This window comes from Bacillus sp. FSL K6-2861 (assembly GCF_038630725.1).
In the GTDB taxonomy this organism is placed as follows: Bacteria; Bacillota; Bacilli; order Bacillales; family Bacillaceae; genus Bacillus; species Bacillus velezensis.
Genome location: NZ_CP152037.1, coordinates 3,014,355 through 3,034,123, shown reverse-complemented (window position 1 = coordinate 3,034,123; position 19,769 = coordinate 3,014,355). Strand labels below are relative to the sequence as shown.

The 19,769-nt window shown below is 46.6% G+C and carries 23 protein-coding genes and 1 other annotated feature; of the genes, 14 read left to right on the top strand and 9 right to left on the bottom strand.

All coding sequences use genetic code 11. The annotated features are described in order from the left end of the window. Positions 1-87 precede the first annotated feature (87 nt). From murC to motS, 8 genes are all read left to right on the top strand, one after another. Positions 88-1,386, top strand: a complete 1,299-nt coding sequence (gene murC / locus NYE62_RS14950; protein WP_015418019.1) for a UDP-N-acetylmuramate--L-alanine ligase — start codon at positions 88-90, stop codon at positions 1,384-1,386. A gap of 155 nt (positions 1,387-1,541) precedes the next feature. Next, positions 1,542-1,964 (top strand): DUF948 domain-containing protein, encoded by a 423-nt coding sequence (locus NYE62_RS14945; RefSeq protein ID WP_007408777.1) that lies wholly within the window; start codon positions 1,542-1,544, stop codon positions 1,962-1,964. 32 nt (positions 1,965-1,996) lie between these two features. Then, on the top strand, positions 1,997-2,410 hold the full coding sequence (locus NYE62_RS14940) for a YtxH domain-containing protein (RefSeq protein ID WP_003152380.1): 414 nt from the start codon (positions 1,997-1,999) through the stop codon (positions 2,408-2,410). Positions 2,411-2,435: 25 nt separating this feature from the next. After that, positions 2,436-2,762: a bacillithiol system redox-active protein YtxJ gene (gene ytxJ, locus NYE62_RS14935; protein ID WP_007408776.1), complete on the top strand. Its 327-nt coding sequence runs from the start codon at positions 2,436-2,438 to the stop codon at positions 2,760-2,762. Between the two features lie 235 nt (positions 2,763-2,997). Then, a complete protein-coding gene (locus NYE62_RS14930) occupies positions 2,998-4,074 on the top strand; it encodes a bifunctional 3-deoxy-7-phosphoheptulonate synthase/chorismate mutase (RefSeq protein WP_003152383.1) in 1,077 nt (358 codons plus the stop codon). Between the two features lie 278 nt (positions 4,075-4,352). Then, positions 4,353-5,357, top strand: coding sequence for a catabolite control protein A (gene ccpA / locus NYE62_RS14925; RefSeq protein WP_012118209.1), 1,005 nt, complete (start codon positions 4,353-4,355; stop codon positions 5,355-5,357). Between the two features lie 68 nt (positions 5,358-5,425). Next, entirely contained in the window at positions 5,426-6,241 is an 816-nt protein-coding gene (gene motP / locus NYE62_RS14920; RefSeq protein ID WP_007408775.1) for a flagellar motor protein MotP, read from the top strand. Next, a complete protein-coding gene (gene motS / locus NYE62_RS14915) occupies positions 6,231-6,920 on the top strand; it encodes a flagellar motor protein MotS (protein ID WP_003152387.1) in 690 nt (229 codons plus the stop codon). Before motP ends, motS begins: the two co-directional genes overlap by 11 nt. Positions 6,921-6,929: 9 nt before the next feature. Here motS and NYE62_RS14910 read toward each other — a convergent pair whose 3' ends face one another. Genes NYE62_RS14910 through NYE62_RS14900 form a run of 3 tightly spaced genes read right to left on the bottom strand, consistent with a single transcriptional unit; the run spans position 6,930 to position 9,394 of the window. After that, on the bottom strand, positions 6,930-8,096 hold the full coding sequence (locus NYE62_RS14910; RefSeq protein ID WP_043021714.1) for an acetoin utilization protein AcuC: 1,167 nt from the start codon (positions 8,094-8,096) through the stop codon (positions 6,930-6,932). Beyond that, a complete protein-coding gene (locus NYE62_RS14905) occupies positions 8,093-8,737 on the bottom strand; it encodes an acetoin utilization AcuB family protein (protein ID WP_342497026.1) in 645 nt (214 codons plus the stop codon). Before NYE62_RS14905 ends, NYE62_RS14910 begins: the two co-directional genes overlap by 4 nt. Before the next feature lie 24 nt (positions 8,738-8,761). Further along, positions 8,762-9,394 (bottom strand): GNAT family N-acetyltransferase, encoded by a 633-nt coding sequence (locus NYE62_RS14900; RefSeq protein WP_015240397.1) that lies wholly within the window; start codon positions 9,392-9,394, stop codon positions 8,762-8,764. A gap of 158 nt (positions 9,395-9,552) precedes the next feature. Here NYE62_RS14900 and acsA point away from each other — a divergent pair, with 158 nt between their 5' ends. From acsA to NYE62_RS14885, 3 genes are all read left to right on the top strand, one after another. Further along, a complete protein-coding gene (acsA, locus tag NYE62_RS14895; protein WP_007408770.1) occupies positions 9,553-11,271 on the top strand; it encodes an acetate--CoA ligase in 1,719 nt (572 codons plus the stop codon). Positions 11,272-11,324: 53 nt separating this feature from the next. Continuing rightward, positions 11,325-11,557: a binding site (T-box leader), on the top strand. A gap of 50 nt (positions 11,558-11,607) precedes the next feature. Then, a complete protein-coding gene (tyrS, locus tag NYE62_RS14890; RefSeq protein ID WP_007613147.1) occupies positions 11,608-12,873 on the top strand; it encodes a tyrosine--tRNA ligase in 1,266 nt (421 codons plus the stop codon). Positions 12,874-12,992: 119 nt separating this feature from the next. After that, on the top strand, positions 12,993-13,118 hold the full coding sequence (locus NYE62_RS14885) for a hypothetical protein (protein ID WP_007408768.1): 126 nt from the start codon (positions 12,993-12,995) through the stop codon (positions 13,116-13,118). A gap of 40 nt (positions 13,119-13,158) precedes the next feature. Here the strand turns inward: NYE62_RS14885 and NYE62_RS14880 are convergent, their stop codons facing one another. The 3 genes from NYE62_RS14880 to NYE62_RS14870 form a co-directional block, all read right to left on the bottom strand. Then, positions 13,159-13,482: an AzlD domain-containing protein gene (locus tag NYE62_RS14880; protein WP_007408767.1), complete on the bottom strand. Its 324-nt coding sequence runs from the start codon at positions 13,480-13,482 to the stop codon at positions 13,159-13,161. Beyond that, positions 13,479-14,210: an AzlC family ABC transporter permease gene (locus NYE62_RS14875; protein WP_003152395.1), complete on the bottom strand. Its 732-nt coding sequence runs from the start codon at positions 14,208-14,210 to the stop codon at positions 13,479-13,481. Before NYE62_RS14875 ends, NYE62_RS14880 begins: the two co-directional genes overlap by 4 nt. Before the next feature lie 72 nt (positions 14,211-14,282). Then, on the bottom strand, positions 14,283-15,089 hold the full coding sequence (locus NYE62_RS14870) for a helix-turn-helix domain-containing protein (protein WP_007408765.1): 807 nt from the start codon (positions 15,087-15,089) through the stop codon (positions 14,283-14,285). A gap of 221 nt (positions 15,090-15,310) precedes the next feature. On the opposite strand from NYE62_RS14870, the gene NYE62_RS14865 reads away from it, so the two are divergent. The 3 genes from NYE62_RS14865 to NYE62_RS14855 all read left to right on the top strand — a co-directional run bounded on the left by NYE62_RS14865 (position 15,311) and on the right by NYE62_RS14855 (position 17,561). Then, positions 15,311-16,180 (top strand): cation diffusion facilitator family transporter, encoded by an 870-nt coding sequence (locus NYE62_RS14865; protein ID WP_014418648.1) that lies wholly within the window; start codon positions 15,311-15,313, stop codon positions 16,178-16,180. 269 nt (positions 16,181-16,449) lie between these two features. Further along, a complete protein-coding gene (locus NYE62_RS14860) occupies positions 16,450-16,629 on the top strand; it encodes a hypothetical protein (protein ID WP_342497025.1) in 180 nt (59 codons plus the stop codon). A gap of 179 nt (positions 16,630-16,808) precedes the next feature. Continuing rightward, on the top strand, positions 16,809-17,561 hold the full coding sequence (locus NYE62_RS14855) for an SGNH/GDSL hydrolase family protein (protein WP_095352853.1): 753 nt from the start codon (positions 16,809-16,811) through the stop codon (positions 17,559-17,561). Between the two features lie 15 nt (positions 17,562-17,576). Here the strand turns inward: NYE62_RS14855 and NYE62_RS14850 are convergent, their stop codons facing one another. The 3 genes from NYE62_RS14850 to NYE62_RS14840 all read right to left on the bottom strand — a co-directional run bounded on the left by NYE62_RS14850 (position 17,577) and on the right by NYE62_RS14840 (position 19,654). Continuing rightward, complete coding sequence (locus tag NYE62_RS14850) at positions 17,577-17,705, bottom strand: hypothetical protein (protein WP_256683608.1); 129 nt, start codon at positions 17,703-17,705, stop codon at positions 17,577-17,579. A gap of 170 nt (positions 17,706-17,875) precedes the next feature. Beyond that, positions 17,876-19,026 (bottom strand): IS3 family transposase gene (locus NYE62_RS14845; protein ID WP_342497024.1). Its coding sequence is split into 2 segments (ribosomal slippage): positions 17,876-18,753 and positions 18,753-19,026, totalling 1,152 coding nucleotides; the frame shifts between segments, so codons are not numbered across the junction. Between the two features lie 118 nt (positions 19,027-19,144). Beyond that, positions 19,145-19,654 (bottom strand): type 1 glutamine amidotransferase domain-containing protein, encoded by a 510-nt coding sequence (locus tag NYE62_RS14840; RefSeq protein ID WP_007408760.1) that lies wholly within the window; start codon positions 19,652-19,654, stop codon positions 19,145-19,147. Positions 19,655-19,769: the final 115 nt, after the last annotated feature.

Sequence of the window (19,769 nt, the reverse complement as noted above, 5' to 3'; positions counted from 1 at the left end):
TGTGCGGGCTTTTCGCCCGCGGCGGTCGCAAAATGAAATGAGCGTCATATACTGGGGAACAGATAGACGTTTGTTGGAGGTACGATTATGACTGTTTATCATTTTGTTGGAATAAAAGGGACAGGTATGAGCCCGCTTGCTCAAATCCTGCATGATACAGGGTATCAGGTGCAGGGATCGGATATCGAGAAGCAGATTTTCACTCAGGCTGCCCTTGAAAAAAGAAATATCCCGATCTATCCGTTCAGCGCCGATAACATCAAACCCGGCTTAACGGTAATCGCCGGAAACGCATTCCCTGATTCTCATCCGGAAATCGCAAAGGCGCTCGCTGAAGGGATTCCTGTCATCAGATATCATAAATTTTTAGCTGAATATATGAAAAAATACACAAGTGTCGCGGTAACGGGCGCACACGGCAAGACGTCCACAACGGGCCTCTTGGCACACGTGATGCAGCAGGCGAAGCCGACTTCGTTTCTTATCGGGGACGGAACGGGCAGAGGAAATGAAAGCAGCGAATACTTTGTATTTGAAGCCTGCGAGTACCGCCGTCATTTTCTAAGCTATCAGCCTGATTATGCGATTATGACGAATATTGATTTTGACCACCCTGATTATTTCGCCAACATTGACGATGTGTTTGATGCTTTCCAAAACATGGCGCTTCAAGTCAACAAAGGCATCATTGCCTGCGGTGATGACGAGTACCTGCCGAAAATTCACGCCAATGTGCCTGTCGTTTATTACGGCACGGGAGAAGAAAATGATTTTCAAGCGAGAAACATCGTGAAAAATACGGAAGGCACGACATTTGACGTCTTTGTCCGCAATACGTTTTACGATACGTTCTACATCCCGGCATACGGGCATCACAATGTCCTCAATTCCTTAGCGGTTATTGCGCTCTGCCACTATGAAGAGATAGACGTGAACATGATTAAGCGCGGACTTGAATCATTCGGCGGCGTCAAACGCAGATTCAATGAAAAAGTGATCGGCAGCCAGGTACTGATCGACGACTACGCCCACCATCCGACTGAAATCAAAGTCACGATTGAGGCGGCGCGTCAAAAATATCCCGAACGTGAAATCATCGCGGTATTTCAGCCGCATACGTTTACACGGACGCAATCATTCCTGGATGAATTCGCAGAAAGTTTAAGCGCGGCCGATCGCGTGTATCTGTGCGACATTTTCGGCTCTGCCCGCGAGAACGTCGGCAAGCTCACGATCACGGATCTTCAGGAAAAAATCGCTAACGCAGAACTCATTGAAGAAAATGACACATCCGTGTTAAAAGCGCATGAAGGCGCAGTGCTGATCTTCATGGGCGCCGGAGACATTCAAAAATATATGAGAGCCTATGAAAACGTCATAGCGTAACGAAAAAGCAGTGGGGCTCTCACTGCTTTTTTGCGCGTGCTGCAAAGGGATTTACCGAGAAACGGAGAAATAGTATACATACAGATCTTTCATATATGTTTATCATTTTAAGAATTGGGTATATACCACTATATCCTGCATTAAGGAGGTATTAGATGATCATCATTCTTTACTTAAGCGTCGCACTCATTGCCGTTGCATTTCTCATCCTCGTCATCTATCTGTCCAAAACATTAAAGTCCGTGCAGATGACTTTAACAAACGTTGCCTCGACTTTAGACGGCCTTGAAGGGCAGATGAAAGGCATTACCGCAGAGACAACCGAGCTGTTACATAAGACAAACCGTCTCGCGGAAGACATTCAGGAAAAATCAGAGAAATTAAATACGGTTGTCCATGCTGTCCAGGAAGTGGGAACTTCCGTCCAGCAGTTTAATACATCCATAAAGCAGGCAGCAGGTTCCGTTACGGCCTCTGTAAGAGAGAATCAGGATAAGATCAGTCAGGTTGTCACCTGGAGCCAGGCCGCTATGGAAATATGGGACAAGTGGAAGCAAAAGAAAAAAACATCGCTTTAATCATAAGAAAAATCCACTAAGGAGGAATCATAATGAGCAAAGATGGAATCAATAGTAAGGATTTTTTAATCGGAACGCTGATCGGGGGAATTATCGGCGCGACAACGGCGTTGTTTCTGGCGCCTAAATCAGGTAAGGAGCTGCGCGACGATCTCGGCAGTCAGGCTTCTGCGTTAAAGGATAAGACGGACAGAATGACGGCCGACGCGAAAGAAAAAGGCTCTCAATATGTCAGCATCGCCAAAGACAAAACATCTAATATCACCCAGCTGGTAGCTGATCAGTCAGGCCAGATTATGAATAAAGTCAAGGATTTAAAAGACCGTTCTAAGAGCACACTAACCGAGAAAGCCGAAGAGACGAGAAGCGAAATGCAGGACACGGCCCAAAGCATCAAGGCCGAAGCGGAAGACGCCGGGGAAAAAGCCGGTCAGGCAAATCGCTGATCTTCAATAAGGAGAGATAACCGACATGACAAAACAGCTGATATCGTCTGAGGAAGAGTTCAAAAATGCCGCTGAGAAAGAAAACACGCTCGTGTTTTTGAAACACAGCACAACCTGCCCGATCAGCCAAGCCGCGTTTCAGGAGTTTGACGCCTTTGCATCGGCGCATTCGGAAGTGCCTTCTTATTACCTGCAGGTGCAGGACAGCCGGCCGCTTTCAAACTATATCGCCGAGACATACGGCGTGAAACATGAAAGCCCGCAAGTATTCGTCATTGCAAACGGCGAAGTGAAATGGCACGCGTCTCATTCACAAATCACAAAAAACGCAATAGAGCAGCACCTTTCATAATTGCTGGCCGCCGGTTGATACCGGCGGTTTTTTTTTGAAAAAAACTATTGATCATTTCAGCCGGATCATGTAGGATATCAATATATACCACTTCAACGCATAAAAGCTTAAAAGCGTTTTGGTGATAAAGCCGAATGTGAAAAAATTTATTATTTCATATTCCTATTTTCGCATAACTGTAGTAAGATGCATGTTAACCATTAAAATAAAACATAGCATAGAAGGGATGAAAAAGATGAGCAACAAGGAATTAGAGAGCCTAAGACAGCAGGCAGATGCACTAAACTTAGAAATCCTTAAATTAATCAATGAACGCGGAGCCGTTGTAAAAGAAATCGGTAAAGCAAAGGAAGCACAGGGTGTCAACCGATTTGACCCTGTCAGAGAGCGTACAATGCTTAACCGCATTATTGAAAGCAATGACGGCCCATTTGAAAACTCAACGATCCAGCATATTTTCAAAGAAATTTTCAAAGCCGGACTTGAACTTCAAGAAGAGGATCACAGCAAAGCGTTGCTCGTCTCCCGGAAGAAAAAAGCAGAAGATACGATCGTTGACATTAAAGGTGAAAAAATCGGTGACGGCGATCAGAGATTCATCGTCGGACCTTGTGCCGTAGAAAGCTATGAGCAGGTTGCCGAAGTAGCGGCCGCAGCGAAAAAACAAGGCATTAAAATCCTGCGCGGGGGCGCGTTTAAACCCCGCACAAGTCCGTATGATTTCCAAGGTCTCGGCGTAGAAGGCCTGCAAATTCTTAAACGCGTCGCTGATGAATATGACCTCGCGGTGATCAGTGAAATCGTAACGCCCGCCCACATTGAGCAAGCGATTGATTACATTGACGTCATTCAGATCGGCGCGCGGAACATGCAAAACTTTGAATTGCTGAAAGCCGCCGGTTCCGTTAAAAAGCCGGTATTGTTAAAACGCGGTCTTGCCGCAACAATTTCAGAGTTCATCAATGCAGCTGAATACATCATGTCACAAGGAAACGACCAAATCATTCTTTGTGAGCGCGGTATCAGAACGTACGAAACGGCAACGAGAAACACACTCGACATTTCTGCCGTGCCGATTTTGAAACAGGAAACTCACTTGCCGGTGTTTGTTGACGTCACACACTCAACAGGCCGCCGCGATCTCCTGCTTCCGACAGCAAAAGCGGCGCTTGCGATCGGCGCTGACGGCGTGATGGCCGAAGTTCACCCTGATCCTTCCGTTGCCCTTTCAGACTCTGCGCAGCAGATGGATATACCTGAATTCGAGAAATGGCTGAACGAATTAAAGCCAATGCTGAAAGTAAAAGCATAATACAACGTTTCGCTCTTTAAAGGCCGCCTCGCGCGGCTTTTTTTCGTATCTTCATTTTATTTAATTATAAAATGAAAGTGAACGTTTTCATCACTGGGAAAAACGTGTATAATTTCATGAGAGATATTTAAATTTGATGAATAATGAAAAATAATGTACACTACTGACTTACGCTTACAATCATAAACGACAGAATGCGAAATCGTACGACATTTCTTTACATAAAGTGTTTATGCTATAGATAAGGATAAGTGTATCCAGTAAAAGGAGTGGTTTCAGTGAGCAACATTACGATATACGATGTGGCCAGAGAAGCAAATGTCAGTATGGCGACTGTTTCCCGCGTCGTGAACGGCAACCCGAATGTAAAACCGACGACCAGAAAAAAAGTATTGGAAGCCATTGATCGGCTCGGCTATCGCCCGAATGCGGTGGCAAGAGGGCTTGCAAGCAAAAAAACGACTACGGTCGGCGTCATCATCCCTGATATCTCAAGCATTTTCTACTCTGAACTTGCGCGTGGAATTGAAGATATCGCGACGATGTACAAATATAATATTATTTTAAGCAACTCGGACCAAAATCTTGAGAAAGAACTGCATCTGTTAAATACGATGCTGGGCAAACAAGTGGACGGTATCGTATTTATGGGCGGCAACATTACGGACGAGCATGTCGAAGAATTTAAGCGCTCTCCTGTGCCGATCGTCTTGGCGGCATCAGTGGAAGAACAGGGCGAGACGCCTTCTGTCGCCATTGATTACGAACAGGCGATTTATGATGCCGTTAAGCTTTTCATTGATAAAGGGCATCGCGATATTGCATTCGTCTCCGGACCGATGCAAGAGCCGATCAACCGTTCGAAAAAACTGCAAGGGTACAAACGGGCGCTTGAAGAAGCGGCGATTCCGTTTAACGAGCAATTCGTAGCGGAAGGCGATTACACCTATGATTCCGGTATGGAGGCGCTTCAAAGCTTGATGGGCCTTGACCGGAAACCGACGGCGATTCTTTCTGCGACGGATGAAATGGCCCTCGGCATTATCCATGCGGCCCAAGATCAAGGTCTTTCGATACCTGATGATCTTGATATTATCGGTTTTGACAATACGAGATTGAGCCTGATGGTCCGCCCTCAGCTTTCAACAGTCGTGCAGCCTACGTACGATATCGGCGCCGTGGCGATGAGACTTTTGACAAAACTGATGAACAAAGAGCCGGTTGAAGAGCAGATCGTCGAATTGCCTCACCGCATCGAATTAAGACAATCAACCAAGTCATAAAAAAACGGAAAAGCAAGCTTCACTCTGAGGGGTGGAATCTTGCTTTTTTACTTGAGTAAGGAGAAGATATGAAACGTTTTGATTATCTGACGCCCGTTGGCTTTATGTTAGGCTGTATTATTGTCGCAATCGGTATTCTGTCAGGGACGGGACTGGCGGGAATCAGTTCATTTTTAGATCTGACTTCTTTTTTAATCGTCACAGGCGGCCTTGCTGCGGCGATCTTTATCAGCTTTCCGCCGAGGGATTTAAAGAAAACCCCTTCTGTTCTGAAACAGGTATTCTCCCGTCAGGATGACAATGTGAAAGAGCTTGTCAGAGTATTTGTCAGCCTTTCGGAGCAGGCGCGCAGGCAGGGGCTTCTGTCTCTGGATGACCAGGCGCGTGAGATCAAGGATCCGTTTTTAAAAAAAGGCCTTTTGCTTGCGATTGACGGCTGGGACGAGGAAACGATCCGGCTGGTGATGGATTCTGAGATCGCCGCGATGGAAGAAAGACACAGAAAAGGAAGACGCGTTTTTGAAAAAGCCGGTGATTTCGCACCCGCCTGGGGAATGATCGGGACGCTCGTCGGACTCGTTCTCATGCTCAAAAACTTAAATGACCCGCATACCCTCGGACCGAACATGGCTGTTGCGCTATTGACGACGCTGTACGGAGCGCTGCTTGCCAACTTGGTATTTATCCCAATTGCGGCAAAGCTTGAAGAAAAAACGGAAAGTGAAATTTTCATCAAACAGGTCATGATCGAAGGGGTTGTCGGCATCCAATCGGGCAAAAATCCCCGCAACCTCGAAAGTCAGCTCGTTGTCTTCAGCTCAAGAGAAGACTGGCGTAAAGGACAGCCTGCGAACAAGAAAAAGGGCGCTGTCCATGAAGCTTAGAAAAGAGCGTTTTGAAAGAAGAAACAAACCGGAACATTCCGGCGGTTCGCCGAGATGGATGGTGACGTTCGCTGACTTGATCACGCTCATTCTCGTGTTCTTTATATTGCTTTTTTCGATGTCGCAAATAGACGCGGAAAAATTTCAATCTGCCGTTTCATCAATTCATACAAACGGCAGCGGGGGTGAACCGGCGTCATCAGACAAAGCAAATGAAAATAAAGAACAGGATTTGCTCCTGCAAAACGTGAAGACATACATAAAAGCGCATCATTTGAGTTCGAAATTGACGGCGAAGCGCGATGAGCGCGGAGTGGTTCTGGTGCTGCAGGAGGCCGTTCTGTTTCAGACAGGAAAAGCGGATGTGCTGAAAAACGCCGAGCCGGTTCTGCATCAGATCGCGGTGCTTTTAAAAACAATTCCGAATGACATACAGGTAGAAGGCCATACGGACAGCCGCCGGATTTCCACCTATCAATTTCCGTCAAATTGGGAGCTGTCGTCTGCAAGAGCGGCGAGTGTGATCCGGTATTTTACCGCGAATGAAGACTTTTCCGCCAAACGGTTTATCTCTGCCGGGTATGCGGATACGAAACCTGTGAAGGACAACAAAAGTCCCGGACATATGAAAGAAAACCGCCGTGTAGAAATTGTGATCAAAAAAACGACCTCCTCATAAGGTCGTTTTTTATTTTGTTTTATACCGCTGCTCAGACCGGATGGCAAAAAGTGCTTTTTCCACGGTTTGGGCATTTTTTTCTGAAATTTCTTCTTTGCGGGGAATCGGAGGATATAATTGTTCAGGATCACTCCAAAAAGCGGGCAACGTGCAGGGGGAGTGCTTCTGCCATTTATCAATCCATTTCTGCGGTATGCGTTCCCCGGGATCAATCCCTTTCATCTCAAGCCAAATGCGGCTCCATGCTCTCGGGACGACTCTCCAAATATCGTATCCGCCGCCGCCGACCGCGATCCATCTGCCGCTGCAATATTGATGGGCTAATGAATGAGCAAGCCGCGGGATCTCCTGATAAATGGAGATTGTATTGGACAGGTGTGTCAATGGGTCGTAATAATGGGCGTCCGCACCGTTTTGGGTAAGAATCACATCCGGCTTGAAAAAAGCCGCGATTTCTGAGGCGGCCGTATTGTAAGCGTGAAGAAAGGAATCATCCTCTGTGAAAGCGTCCAGCGGAATGTTAAAAGAATAGCCGTAGCCTTGCCCGCTTCCTTTTTCCAGTACCTGTCCCGTCCCGGGAAATAAATAACGCCCAGTCTCGTGAAAAGAAACAGTGCAGACATCAGACCTGTCGTAAAACGTAAATTGAACGCCGTCGCCGTGATGGGCGTCTGTATCAATGTATAACACTTTTGCCCCGTAGTTCTTCTGGATGTATTGGATGGCCACGGCGCTGTCATTATAGATACAAAAGCCTGAGGCCCTGCCGCGGAAGCCGTGGTGAAGGCCGCCTCCTAAATTGCAGGCGTGCCTGGCTTGTCCCGTCATGACATAATCAGCCGCCGTTAAGGTGCCGCCCACCAGAAGTGACGCGGCTTCATGCATGCCGGCAAAAACGGGGGTGTCTTCCGTTCCGAGACCGTAGCTTTCTCCTTCTGCGGCAGGGAGCCGGCCCGCACCCGCTAGTTCCACCGCCTGTATATAATCCTCCGTATGAACGAGAGCCAGCTCTTCTTTAGCGGCCGTGCGCGGTGTGACGATATCTCCTTCGTCAAACGCATCCGCCGCCTGAAGCAGATCGTATGTTAAAAGCACACGACGCTGATTGAACGGATGTTCCTGATGAAATTGATACGTCTGATAAGAAGGCGAGTAAACAAAAACGCTGTCTCTCATGGCTGATCCCTCGAATGTTTCGGCCATAAGACATTGTATCCGGCTTCATGAACGGCACGGATAAAAGGGAGCGGATTCATCGTCTTCACCCGAAAGACGAGAATGTTCGACCCGGCGGAATCATGGGGATAGACGAGCACACTCAGGATTTGCAGCTGAAGATCACGGCACATGCAGCTGAGATCAGCAAGGCTTTTTGTCATATCCGTCACCAGGATTTCCACCTGTGATCCCGGCTGGGCCGCGCCTGTCAGGCTGACGAAAGTCCGGAGCACGTCGGTTTTCGTTAAAATGCCCGTCAGCTTATGGTTTACCGTAATCGGCAGACAGCCGATGCCGTGCTCATAAAAGGAAGCGGATATTTCTTCCACAAAGTCAAGCGGATGGGCGCAGATGACATTCCGCTTCATAATGGTCTCCACTTTGTTTGTCAGAAATGCGCCGCGTTCCTTTTGTTCAAAGCTGCCGGGGCCGGCCTGTTTAATGTCTCTGTCTGTGACAATACCGATGACGTGCAGCTCGTCGTCGATGACAGGGAGATGGCGGATATGATATGTCTTCATTTTACGGACGGCTGTTTCAATGGAGTCGTGTTTTGAGACGGTGATGACGTCCCGTTTCATGATTTGTTCTGCAATCATCTTTTTATCCCCTTTGTATGTCAGTCAATACATAAATCGCTGATAAAAACGAAGCCTGTCGAACTGTTCAATTGACTCCTGACTGACGTGCCTGCCGATGCGGGCCATCAGACAATTGGCCGGATGAGAACTGATTTCCGGTTCATCCGTTGCGAACCAGACAAGACCCCCGGCATTCATCATCTTTTCCATGATCTTTCTGTATTCCCACACATCTTTTTTCATTCCTTTTAAATCCCAATGCCAGTAATATTCCGTCGTCATGATGATGTACCGTTCCATCTGTTCATCCATCATGCTGACTGTCAGCAAAGTTTTTCCGACAGAACAGCCCCTGTAGCCGGGAGCGACCTCGATCGCCCCGAGTTCAAGGAGGTCTTCCATATTTCCGTCAGACCACCGTTCAAGCGGATCAGGATATAAATACGTCACATAGCCGATAATCGTCTGTCCGTCCCTGGCAATAATGATCCGACCTTCAGGAAGCCCGGCGATCTCGATTAACGCTTTGTGCTGTTCATGAGGAAGGCGAAAGGCTGTCAGGCCTTCATGAAACTCATACTGTGCTAGGTCCTCTGGAGGAACGGGCCCTTCTACTAAAAGAGGACCGGCTGCTGTCTGAATTGATGAAGAATGGTACGTTTTATGATGTTTCACTGATTCACCGCCTGTCGGTTCTTAATAAAAACACATCTCTTTTAAGCATAACAAAATATAAAGCGTTTTCAATAGTGTTGTAATTTATATTTTAAAAATTGAGAAAACTGTGAACATCTACTATAATTAGTCTATAGATAAGCAAAGGGGGATGTTGCATGAATTTGAAAGCGCTGCCGGCGGAAAAGGGGAATTATCATCTGCGAAATTATGAGGAAACGTACCGCAGCTTCGATTGGAAAGAGGTCGAAGCGGCGTTTTCCTGGCATCAGACGGGGAAGCTGAATGCGGCGTACGAAGCGATTGACCGTCATGCCGAATCATTTCGAAAAAACAAAGTAGCGCTATATTACAAGGACGCAAACCGGGATGAAAAATACACATTTAAAGAAATGATGGAGGAATCGAACCGGGCGGGAAATGTACTGAGACGGTATGGAAACGTGGAAAAAGGGGACCGCGTTTTTATTTTCATGCCGCGTTCGCCGGAGCTTTACTTTATCATGCTCGGCGCAATTAAAATCGGTGCGATCGCCGGTCCTTTATTTGAAGCGTTTATGGAAGGCGCCGTCAAAGACCGCCTCTTGAACAGCCAGGCAAAGGTTGTCGTGACGACACCTGAACTGGCCGAACGGATTCCGGCGGACAGCCTGCCCGACCTCGAGCATATTTTCATTGTCGGCGGCAGCAAAGAAGCGGGAGATAAAATCATCCATTATGATAAAGCGGCTGAGGGAGAAAGCACGAGACTTGATATTGAATGGATGGACAGAAGAGACGGCTACCTGCTTCACTACACATCAGGATCTACCGGAACGCCCAAAGGTGTGCTCCACGTTCATGAAGCCATGATTCAGCAATACCAGACCGGCAAGTGGGTGCTTGATCTTAAAGAAGACGATATTTACTGGTGCACTGCGGACCCGGGCTGGGTGACCGGGACGGTGTACGGGATATTTGCGCCGTGGCTGAACGGAGCGGCGAATGTGATTGTCGGCGGCAGATTCAGTCCGGAAAACTGGTACGGCACAATTGAGAAGCTCGGTGTCAGCGTCTGGTACAGCGCTCCGACGGCTTTCAGAATGCTTATGGGCGCCGGAGATGAAATGGCATCCAAATTTGACCTTACTTCACTTCGTCACGTCCTGAGTGTCGGAGAACCTTTGAACCCCGAGGTCATCAAGTGGGGACATAAAGTATTCGGCAAGCGCATCCACGACACGTGGTGGATGACAGAAACGGGCGGACAGCTCATTTGCAATTATCCTTGCATGGAGATCAAGCCGGGTTCAATGGGGAAACCGATTCCGGGAGTGGAAGCGGCGATCGTTGACAATCAGGGAAATGAGCTTCCGCCGTACCGAATGGGGAATCTCGCCATTAAAAAGGGCTGGCCGTCGATGATGGATTCCATTTGGAACAACAAAGAGAAATATGATTCTTATTTCATGCCGGGCGGCTGGTATGTTTCCGGAGATTCTGCTTATATGGATGAAGACGGTTATTTCTGGTTCCAAGGCAGAGTCGATGATGTCATCATGACATCCGGCGAGCGCGTCGGCCCGTTTGAAGTCGAAAGCAAACTTGTTGAACATCCGGCGATTGCCGAAGCCGGCGTCATTGGAAAGCCGGACCCTGTCCGGGGAGAAATTATTAAAGCGTTTATCGCGCTCAGAGAAGGGCATGAGCCATCCGATCAGCTGAAGGAGGACATTCGCCTCTTTGTAAAACAGGGGCTTGCCGCGCATGCCGCACCGCGGGAAATTGAATTCAAAGATAAACTTCCGAAAACACGGAGCGGAAAAATCATGAGACGTGTGCTGAAGGCGTGGGAGCTGAACCTGCCGGCAGGCGACCTGTCCACAATGGAAGATTAAAGCCGGCGTTGACATCGTATCTTATTTATGTTAAAAATGAGTAAGCTTCATACGAAAAGGTTTTGATTGAGACAAGTAGGGTATCTGATTGTTCAAGAGAGCTGATGGCCGGTGAAAATCAGCACATAAGATATGCCGAATACACTCATGAACCGCTTTTGCGAACAAAGCCATTCCAAGGCTTTCAGTAGTGAAAGAACGGACACGGTCCGTTATCAAAAAGAGTGATAAAAGCTTTTTTATGCTTTTATTAGTAGGGTGGTACCGCGATTATATCGTCCCTTCGTTTTAAACGAAGGGGCGTTTTTTATTTTCATAAACAAAGGAGCAGACAAAATGACTAACTTATTAGAGGATTTATCATTCCGCGGCTTAATCCAGCAAATGACGGATGAAGAAGGACTGAATAAACAGCTGAACGAGGAAAAAATCCGTTTATACTCAGGGTTTGACCCGACGGCTGACAGCCTGCACATCGGACACCTTCTGCCGATATTGACACTGCGCCGTTTCCAGCTTGCAGGCCACCATCCGATTGCGCTTGTAGGCGGCGCGACGGGACTGATCGGCGATCCGAGCGGCAAAAAAGCGGAACGTACGTTAAATACTCAGGATATCGTTGTCGAATGGTCGCAAAAAATTAAAAATCAGCTTTCCCGATTTTTAGATTTCGAGGCCGGAGAAAACCCCGCTGTCATAGCGAACAACTTTGACTGGATCGGAAAGCTGAGCATCATTGAATTTCTCCGCGACGTCGGAAAGAACTTCGGAATTAACTACATGCTTGCGAAAGATACTGTAAGCTCAAGAATTGAAACCGGAATTTCTTACACGGAATTCAGCTACATGATCCTGCAATCCTACGATTTTCTGAATCTGTACAGAGAAAAGAACTGCAAACTCCAAATCGGAGGCAGTGACCAGTGGGGCAACATCACGGCCGGTCTTGAACTGATCAGAAAATCAGAAGAAGAAGGGGCGAAAGCTTTCGGTCTTACCATTCCGCTCGTCACAAAAGCTGACGGCACGAAATTCGGCAAAACGGAAGGCGGCGCCATTTGGCTTGATAAAGAAAAAACATCGCCGTACGAATTCTACCAGTTCTGGATCAATACAGATGACCGTGACGTCGTCAAATACTTAAAATACTTTACTTTCTTATCAAAAGAGGAAATTGAAGCTTATGCTGAAAAAACGGAGACGGCTCCTGAGAAAAGAGAAGCGCAGAAACGTCTCGCTGAAGAGGTGACTGTTCTTGTACACGGCCGCGAAGCGCTTGAGCAGGCCGTTCATATCTCCCAGGCGCTGTTCAGCGGCAATATTAAAGAGCTTTCCGCTCAAGACGTCAAGGTAGGATTTAAAGATGTACCTTCGTTTGAAAAAGACCGCTCTGAAGAACTGTCTTTAGTAGACGTGCTTGTGGAATCTAAATTGTCGCCTTCAAAACGGCAGGCCCGCGAAGACATTCAAAACGGAGCTGTTTACATTAACGGCGAGCGCCAGACGGACATCGGGCATCTTCTGACTGCGGAAGACCGCATTGAAGATCAATTTACCGTACTGCGCCGCGGAAAGAAAAAATACTTCCTGATCACGTACTGAAAATAAAAAGCAGTCCGGCCGCTCAATGCGGCAGGCTGCTTTTTTATGTTTTGTGAATACTGCACGGGGAAATGAGTACAGTACATAGTATAAGCAAAACAGGGAAGGGGTGCTGCGCCGTGAATTTCATGTTTACCATCGCAAAAGAAAGATTGCAGCGGGATCATTGGGAACAGCAGCAAAGCATAAACGCCGAAGCCAAAGCCGAGGAATCAGAGACGGAAGAAGAAAATCCGACATCATAAAGGGAAAGCCTCCATTCTGCGGAATGGAGGCTTTTGATTGTCACCATATCAGCCTGACGGCGGCCATCAGCACGACTCCTGTGATGACCGTGATGGATAAGCTTTTTGTCCGCATCGCGCAAAGCAATGTCGGGATGAGAACGATCATTGCTTTCCAATCAAAGGTCAAAGCGCTGTTTGTTTTCACAATCATGCTTTCCGTTACCAGAGCCGTCAAAATGCAAAGCGGAATAAAGGAGAGCCATTTTAAAGCCAACTCAGGCATCTGAATGTTCCGGACAAATATAAACGGAACAATGCGCGGCACAAGTGTAACAATCATGCAGCCGAGTATAATCCAGATCATTTGTGTGCTGATGCTCATTTGTCCGTCACCACCCCGATCGTTGCCACAATCACGGTTGAGACGATGACCGCGATGTGTGACGGGACGAAATACGATAACAAGACCATAAAAATGATCATATAGAGAATTAAGGAGAGGCTGTGCTTCAGCTTTTCCGAAGCGGACGATTGCAATTGCAGCACAAGCAGCGCCGCAAACATAGCGGGCAAAGCAAAGTCCAGGCCGAGCGCGTAAGGATCAGATATCCATTGTCCGAGAAGCCCGCCCATCACGCAGGAAATAACCCAGCACATGTAAGCGGTTATATTGAGGCCGTTCATCCACTTATCGTATAACCTGCCGTTCTGAGCCGCTTTGTTCACCGCTACTCCAAAAGATTCGTCAGTAAGCAAAGCCCCGAAGCCGATATTTTTCGCCAAAGAGTATTTCGTGAAATACGGCGCGATGGTCAGGCTCAGCAGAAGGTGCCGCAGATTGACGATAAACGTCGTTAAAATAATGGCGGAAATCGGACTCCCGGAAACAAGGAGCGAGCAAATAATAAATTGGGCGGCGCCGGCATAGACACACAAAGATAACAAACAAATTTCAAGAATGCTTAGATGAGAGGCAACGCCAACGATGCCGAAAGCAAAACCGATGCTCATATAGCCCAGCAGCGTAGGCACACAATCCCGCACCCCCTGTAAAAACGTATCGTTCATTTCCCGGGAAACGGCGGTTTTTTGCACTTCTGTGTTAATCATTTTTTATACTCCTTTCATAGAGATTATAATGATAACGACTAATGAAAAAATCAAAGAAAATACGGTTCACATTTATATGAACCGATTTCCGGTGACGACATGAAATAACGAATGGTTTTGTTTCATCAGGCCTTCAACTTTCTCAGCCCCGACTTCTTTCACAAGCTCCGCGAACATCAGATCGTGCCTCATATATTCCATGGCCACGAGAACGAGAGCGGGATCTTCTGATTTAATGGCCCAGGCATTCGTCTGCGGAGAAAAATTGGCGATTAAGACTTCTTTATTATCGCGGGCAGCTATCGTTAATCTTCCGCCCATCCGTTTCTCCGCCACTTCAGGAGACATATTATGATTTGTCGTATTTCCGAGCTTCACTTCCGGAGGGCCGAACACAATCGAAAAGACGGGCAATTGTTCGGCGGCGCGTTTGTTAGCGGCTTCTTGAATAAAGGGAATCTGCTGTTCCCAGACAGACAGCCACAACTCTTCCTCGGCTTTTTCAATCATATCCTTCATCTCATTGATGACATGATCATTCGTGCTGATGCGGCGGATGACATTCATCTCCTGCTCGCTTTCCAGTGCCAATAACTTTTCCTCAAGGTAGCCGAATGAGCTCTCGAAATCGTGCCGGAGCCGGTCGATTAATTCCTTTCCGGCAAGCGGAGCATATGTAACCGGATCAGACGGCACAATATGGACAGCGCCTTTATCAACTAATTTCCCCAATACTTCATAGATCATTGAGCGGGGGACGCCTGACCTTTTGCTGATTTCATATCCGGTAACAGGCGAGTGTTTCAACAAGCCGATATATGCTTTACATTCATATTGAGAAAATCCAAACTTCTGTAATTCTTTCAGAACATCCTCCATAAACATCCTCCGTAGTGGTTATTCATGAAACTACTATAATGTAAGCGGTTATATCTTGTCAATGGGACTTGAGTGCTGAAAGAAAGGTGCGCCTGTTTTGTCGCTTTCCAACTTAGTTTATGGTGAGTTACATGTATGGCTTTTGTGAAAAACGTTGCCGTAGACCCACACGAATGCGTTTGATACGATAAATTCAAGAAGTTAAAAAGAGGAGGATCACGGTGGAAAACACCTCAAAAATCGCTTTTTTATCGGTTATAAGCAATTCCCTGGTCGTCATGCTCAAAATAGTGGTGGGGATCATAACCGGATCTGTCGCGATACTTTCTGAAGCCATTCATTCTTTTTTAGATTTGATCGCCGCCTTCATTGCCTTTATCTCCGTCAGGATTTCAAAAAAGCCGGCTGATACAGGGCATCCGTACGGTCATGGAAAAGTCGAGAATCTGTCGGGGACTATCGAGACGATTCTGATTTTTGCGGCAGGGATTTGGATGATATATGAATGCGTTCAAAAACTGGTCAACCCCGCGCCGGTTCATCTGCCTGTATTGGGAATTGTTGTGATGCTTGCGGGGGCTCTCATTAATTTGATCGTTTCGAAGTTCGTAAAAAGAGAAGCCGAAAAGGTTAATTCCGTGGCAATGAAATCAAATGCCCTGCATTTACTGACTGACGTGTACACATCATTAGGCGTAGCGGCAAGCCTTTTGGTCGTTACCGTAACGGAGTGGTACATACTTGATCCCATTATAGGTATGGTGCTGGCGGTGTATATCATATATGAAGCGTTTAAGTTAATGAAAGAAGCATTCCCGCCGCTGATTGATACCCGTTTGTCGGAAGAGGAAGAAAAAACAATTTTAAAGATTATTGAAACATTTCAACAGGAATTTATTGAAATTCACGATTTTCGTACAAGACGCTCCGGCCCGCAGGAGTATATTGATTTTCACCTGGTCGTAGCCTCTCACGTGACGATTAAAGACGTGCATGACCTGTGTGACCGCATTGAAAGAGATATTACGAATGAATTCAAACAAGCACAGGTAATGATTCACCCCGAGCCGGAGAGCGAGAGGAAGAAATAGATCGATCTTAAGTTTGCGTTTGTTCCCGGCAAAATGCCTGCAAAAGGCCCGTTCCCACGGGTCTTTTTGTTGTATAAATGACTATTTCTCGCTCATATGAGAGATAAGCTTATACACGTGAGGGGTTCATTTCATACGTTATGTTGTAAAGAAAAAGGGAGGTGAACAGAATTGAACGCTATTTCTGTTAAAGAAATTGAACATGGAGTTGCCGTTGCGGAAAGAGAAGGTTTAGGGGAGTATTTATACCAAGAACCGGTTTCTAAAAAATGTTCGCGCCGTTCTCGCAGCAGAAGACGGACGCATCACCGGACACACCGTTCCCGCAGCAGAAGACGGACGCATCACCGGACACACCGTTCCCGCAGCAGAAGACGGACGCATCGCCGGACACACCGTTCCCACAGCAGACGGTCTCATCAAAAACGTACCCGCAAACGCTGTTTTAAATGCTGACAGCAGACTCTATTACAAGTAACGGAGATCTGCTATAATGGCAAGAGAACTGCATAAAAAATCCAGTATCATCATCTGCGGACACTGAACTGACAACATGGCGCTGTTTGTTCGTGTCCGTTTTTTATGTCAAAAAAGATGCCGGAGGATAAAAAGGAAGGGATGACGCCGAATGAAGCTGAATGAGGATTTTTATAACTCTGAAGGAAAGACAGTCTCTTTGCCAAACATAAGCAGCAAGCTTTTGCATATCACGGACAGCGGGCATATCAGCGTTGACTTCATCAGCATAAGCAGGCTGCGGAAGGCTTCAAAAATCGCGATCTTAGGTGACAGCGTCGCCCGGGGGCTGCGTGCGGAATACGGCTTTGGTGACATTCTGAAAGACCGGACAAACGCTGAAATAACCAATCTGTCTGTCAGCGGCGTTAATATGAGCAACAACGGAAGCGATAACATTTATCAGCAGGCGCTTAAAACAAAGGGACATGATGTCATCATTGTCCAGGGAACTGATGATGATTGGTGCAACCACATTCCCATCGGCACAGATGAAAAGGATATCTCCACATTTTACGGAGGCTTCTGCCAAGTGATCCAGCAGCTGCGGAGCGGAAATAAAGGCGCGAGCATCATTGTGGTGACCCCAACGAGACAAGCCAAAATGTCAAAAGGAAAAATCGTCCGCCGTGATACTGATAAAAATAAACTGGGCCTGAAGCTGGCTGACTATGTGAAAGTCCAAAAAGAAGCCTGCACACTCCTCTCTGTACCATATGCCGATCTGTTTGATACTGATCTCATCGACCCGTATAATCCCGCTTTCCGCAGCATGTGCATGTCAGAAGGTCTTCATCCGAACGAGAAAGGGCATCAAATCATATTTCAGGAAATCTGCCGGAATTATTATTACTATTATGGGTAACACAGCGCTAACAGATTATTTTCGGCTTTGCTTTTCTAAAAGCTCAATTATTCTTTGAGATGCGTGTTTTTGCGCTCTCAAAAGCGAGACGATATTACCGGTAAAACCGACTAAAATGATAAGCAGCAAAATGATCATCCACATAGCGAACCTCCTGTCGGGTTTTAAAACATTCTCTTTTTATTTTACTTATGGTGGATGGGCCGGAGAATAGTCTAACTGATGGTGTTTTTTGAGAGCCGGTGAAAAGTCCATAAAAAAAGCACAGACTGAAGGGACTGACCCCCGTTTTTGAGACAGGGATCAAAACACCTTTAAGCAGCCAGCTGTCGGTATGTGACCGGCGGCTGGTTGTTTAGTTTCGTTTGAATACGAATGTTGTTATAATAGTATATATAGGTTTCGACAGTTTGCTCTACGATGGTCGTCGTAGTGCTTTCCAACCTGTCGAGGTAGAACGTTTCAGACTTTAGTGAGGAATGAAACGATTCGATGGAGGCATTATCAGCGGGTGTCCCTTTGCGGGACATGCTCATGGTAATGCCTTTTGTTTTAACAGCTTTCTGATACTCATAAGATGTATAAACAGAACCTTGGTCACTATGTAACACGCAGTTCTCTGGCAGTACGGGCAGCTGATCAAGTGTGTGTAAGACAAAATCTGTGTCCTGTCTATCGCCAATCGTAAAAGCAATCACTTCTCCATTGTATAAATCCAATATACTGGAAAGATACAATTGTTTCTGCCCATAAGGCAAATATGTGATATCCGTTACTAGCTTTTCCAGAGGGCGATCAGACTGAAAGTTCCGATCTAATATATTCTCGGCCACGGCATATGGCTGCCCATTCTTCTTGCGCTTTTTCACCTTAACCCGGCATTGCCACTGATTTTTCTTCATAATGCGCTGAACCGTTTTATGATTAATACGCATTCCCTTTTTTAATATGGCTGTGATTTTCCGATAGCCATATCGATACTTGTGTTCTCGGCACAACGTGCCGATTTGTTTTTCTAAATGGTATTTAGGGTTATCTTTCATCAGATTCTTCTTCCAACGATAATAAGATGCTCGTGAGATACCTAAATGAATACAGATATCCTGTATGGTCATTGTGCCGCGCAATGCTTCTACAAGCTCGACTGGCGTTTCGCTATCAGCTTCCTTTCCAATTCGTTGTACTTTTTTAACACTTCATTCTGTTGTCTCAGATAACGATTTTCTGCCTGCAGTTTCTCTAATTCGGAAGAATACTCTGGACCTTTTCCATAAGAATATTGCTTTCCGACAGGTTGTTCGAATCGATGTGTGTCCCCAGCTTTATACCACCTGACCCATGTCTGCACCTGCGTCTTATTCTTTATATTCAATTCCTGCATGATCTCCTTCACAGGCACGCCCGCCAATCTCATTTCTACAGCCTTCTGTTTGACTTCAACCGGATAACTCACTCTTGCCCTCATAGAAAAACACCTCCAAGTCTAATTTCGGATAACAACGATCCGTTTTCAAACTTGAAGGTGTTTTTTGTTTGTCTCATATTATGGGGTCAGTCCCTGAACGGGTCTGTGCTTTTTTCTCTTATTTCAGCAGGTTCAATGATTCACGATTAAAGGCTTCCAAATCGTCAGGTGTTCTGCTCGTTACGATGTTATGGCTCACGACGACTTCTTCATCTTTATAATGTGCGCCGGCATTGATTAAGTCTTTGCGGATGCTGCGGAATCCCGTGATATCTTTTCCTTTAAGAAGGTCGGTATCAATCAGCAGCTGCGGGCCATGGCAGATCGCGAAAACGGGTTTCTGATTTTCCACGAATGCTTTAGTGAATTCACCCGGGCGGTCATCTCCGCGCAGAAGATCCGGTGAAAAGCCTCCGGGAATCAATAACGCATCGAATTCCTTGGCGTCTGCGTCTGAGATCGCTTGATCGATCTTTACTTTCTCACCGTGCTTGCCCGTCACTTCTTTCCCAGCTTCCAAATCTATTGTCACCACACTGTGGCCCGCTTCTTTAAATGCTTCCGCCGGGCTTGTGTATTCAATATCCTCAAATTGATCTGTCATCAGAACTGCGATTTTTTTGCTCATACATCATGCCTCCTGTGAATTTGTATATGACAAGAATATCAGGCAGATTCCCGCCTCACAACGTATTTGCTTATGAAAAAAGACCCCTCTGAAAAAGAGGAGCCAAAAGGTACGG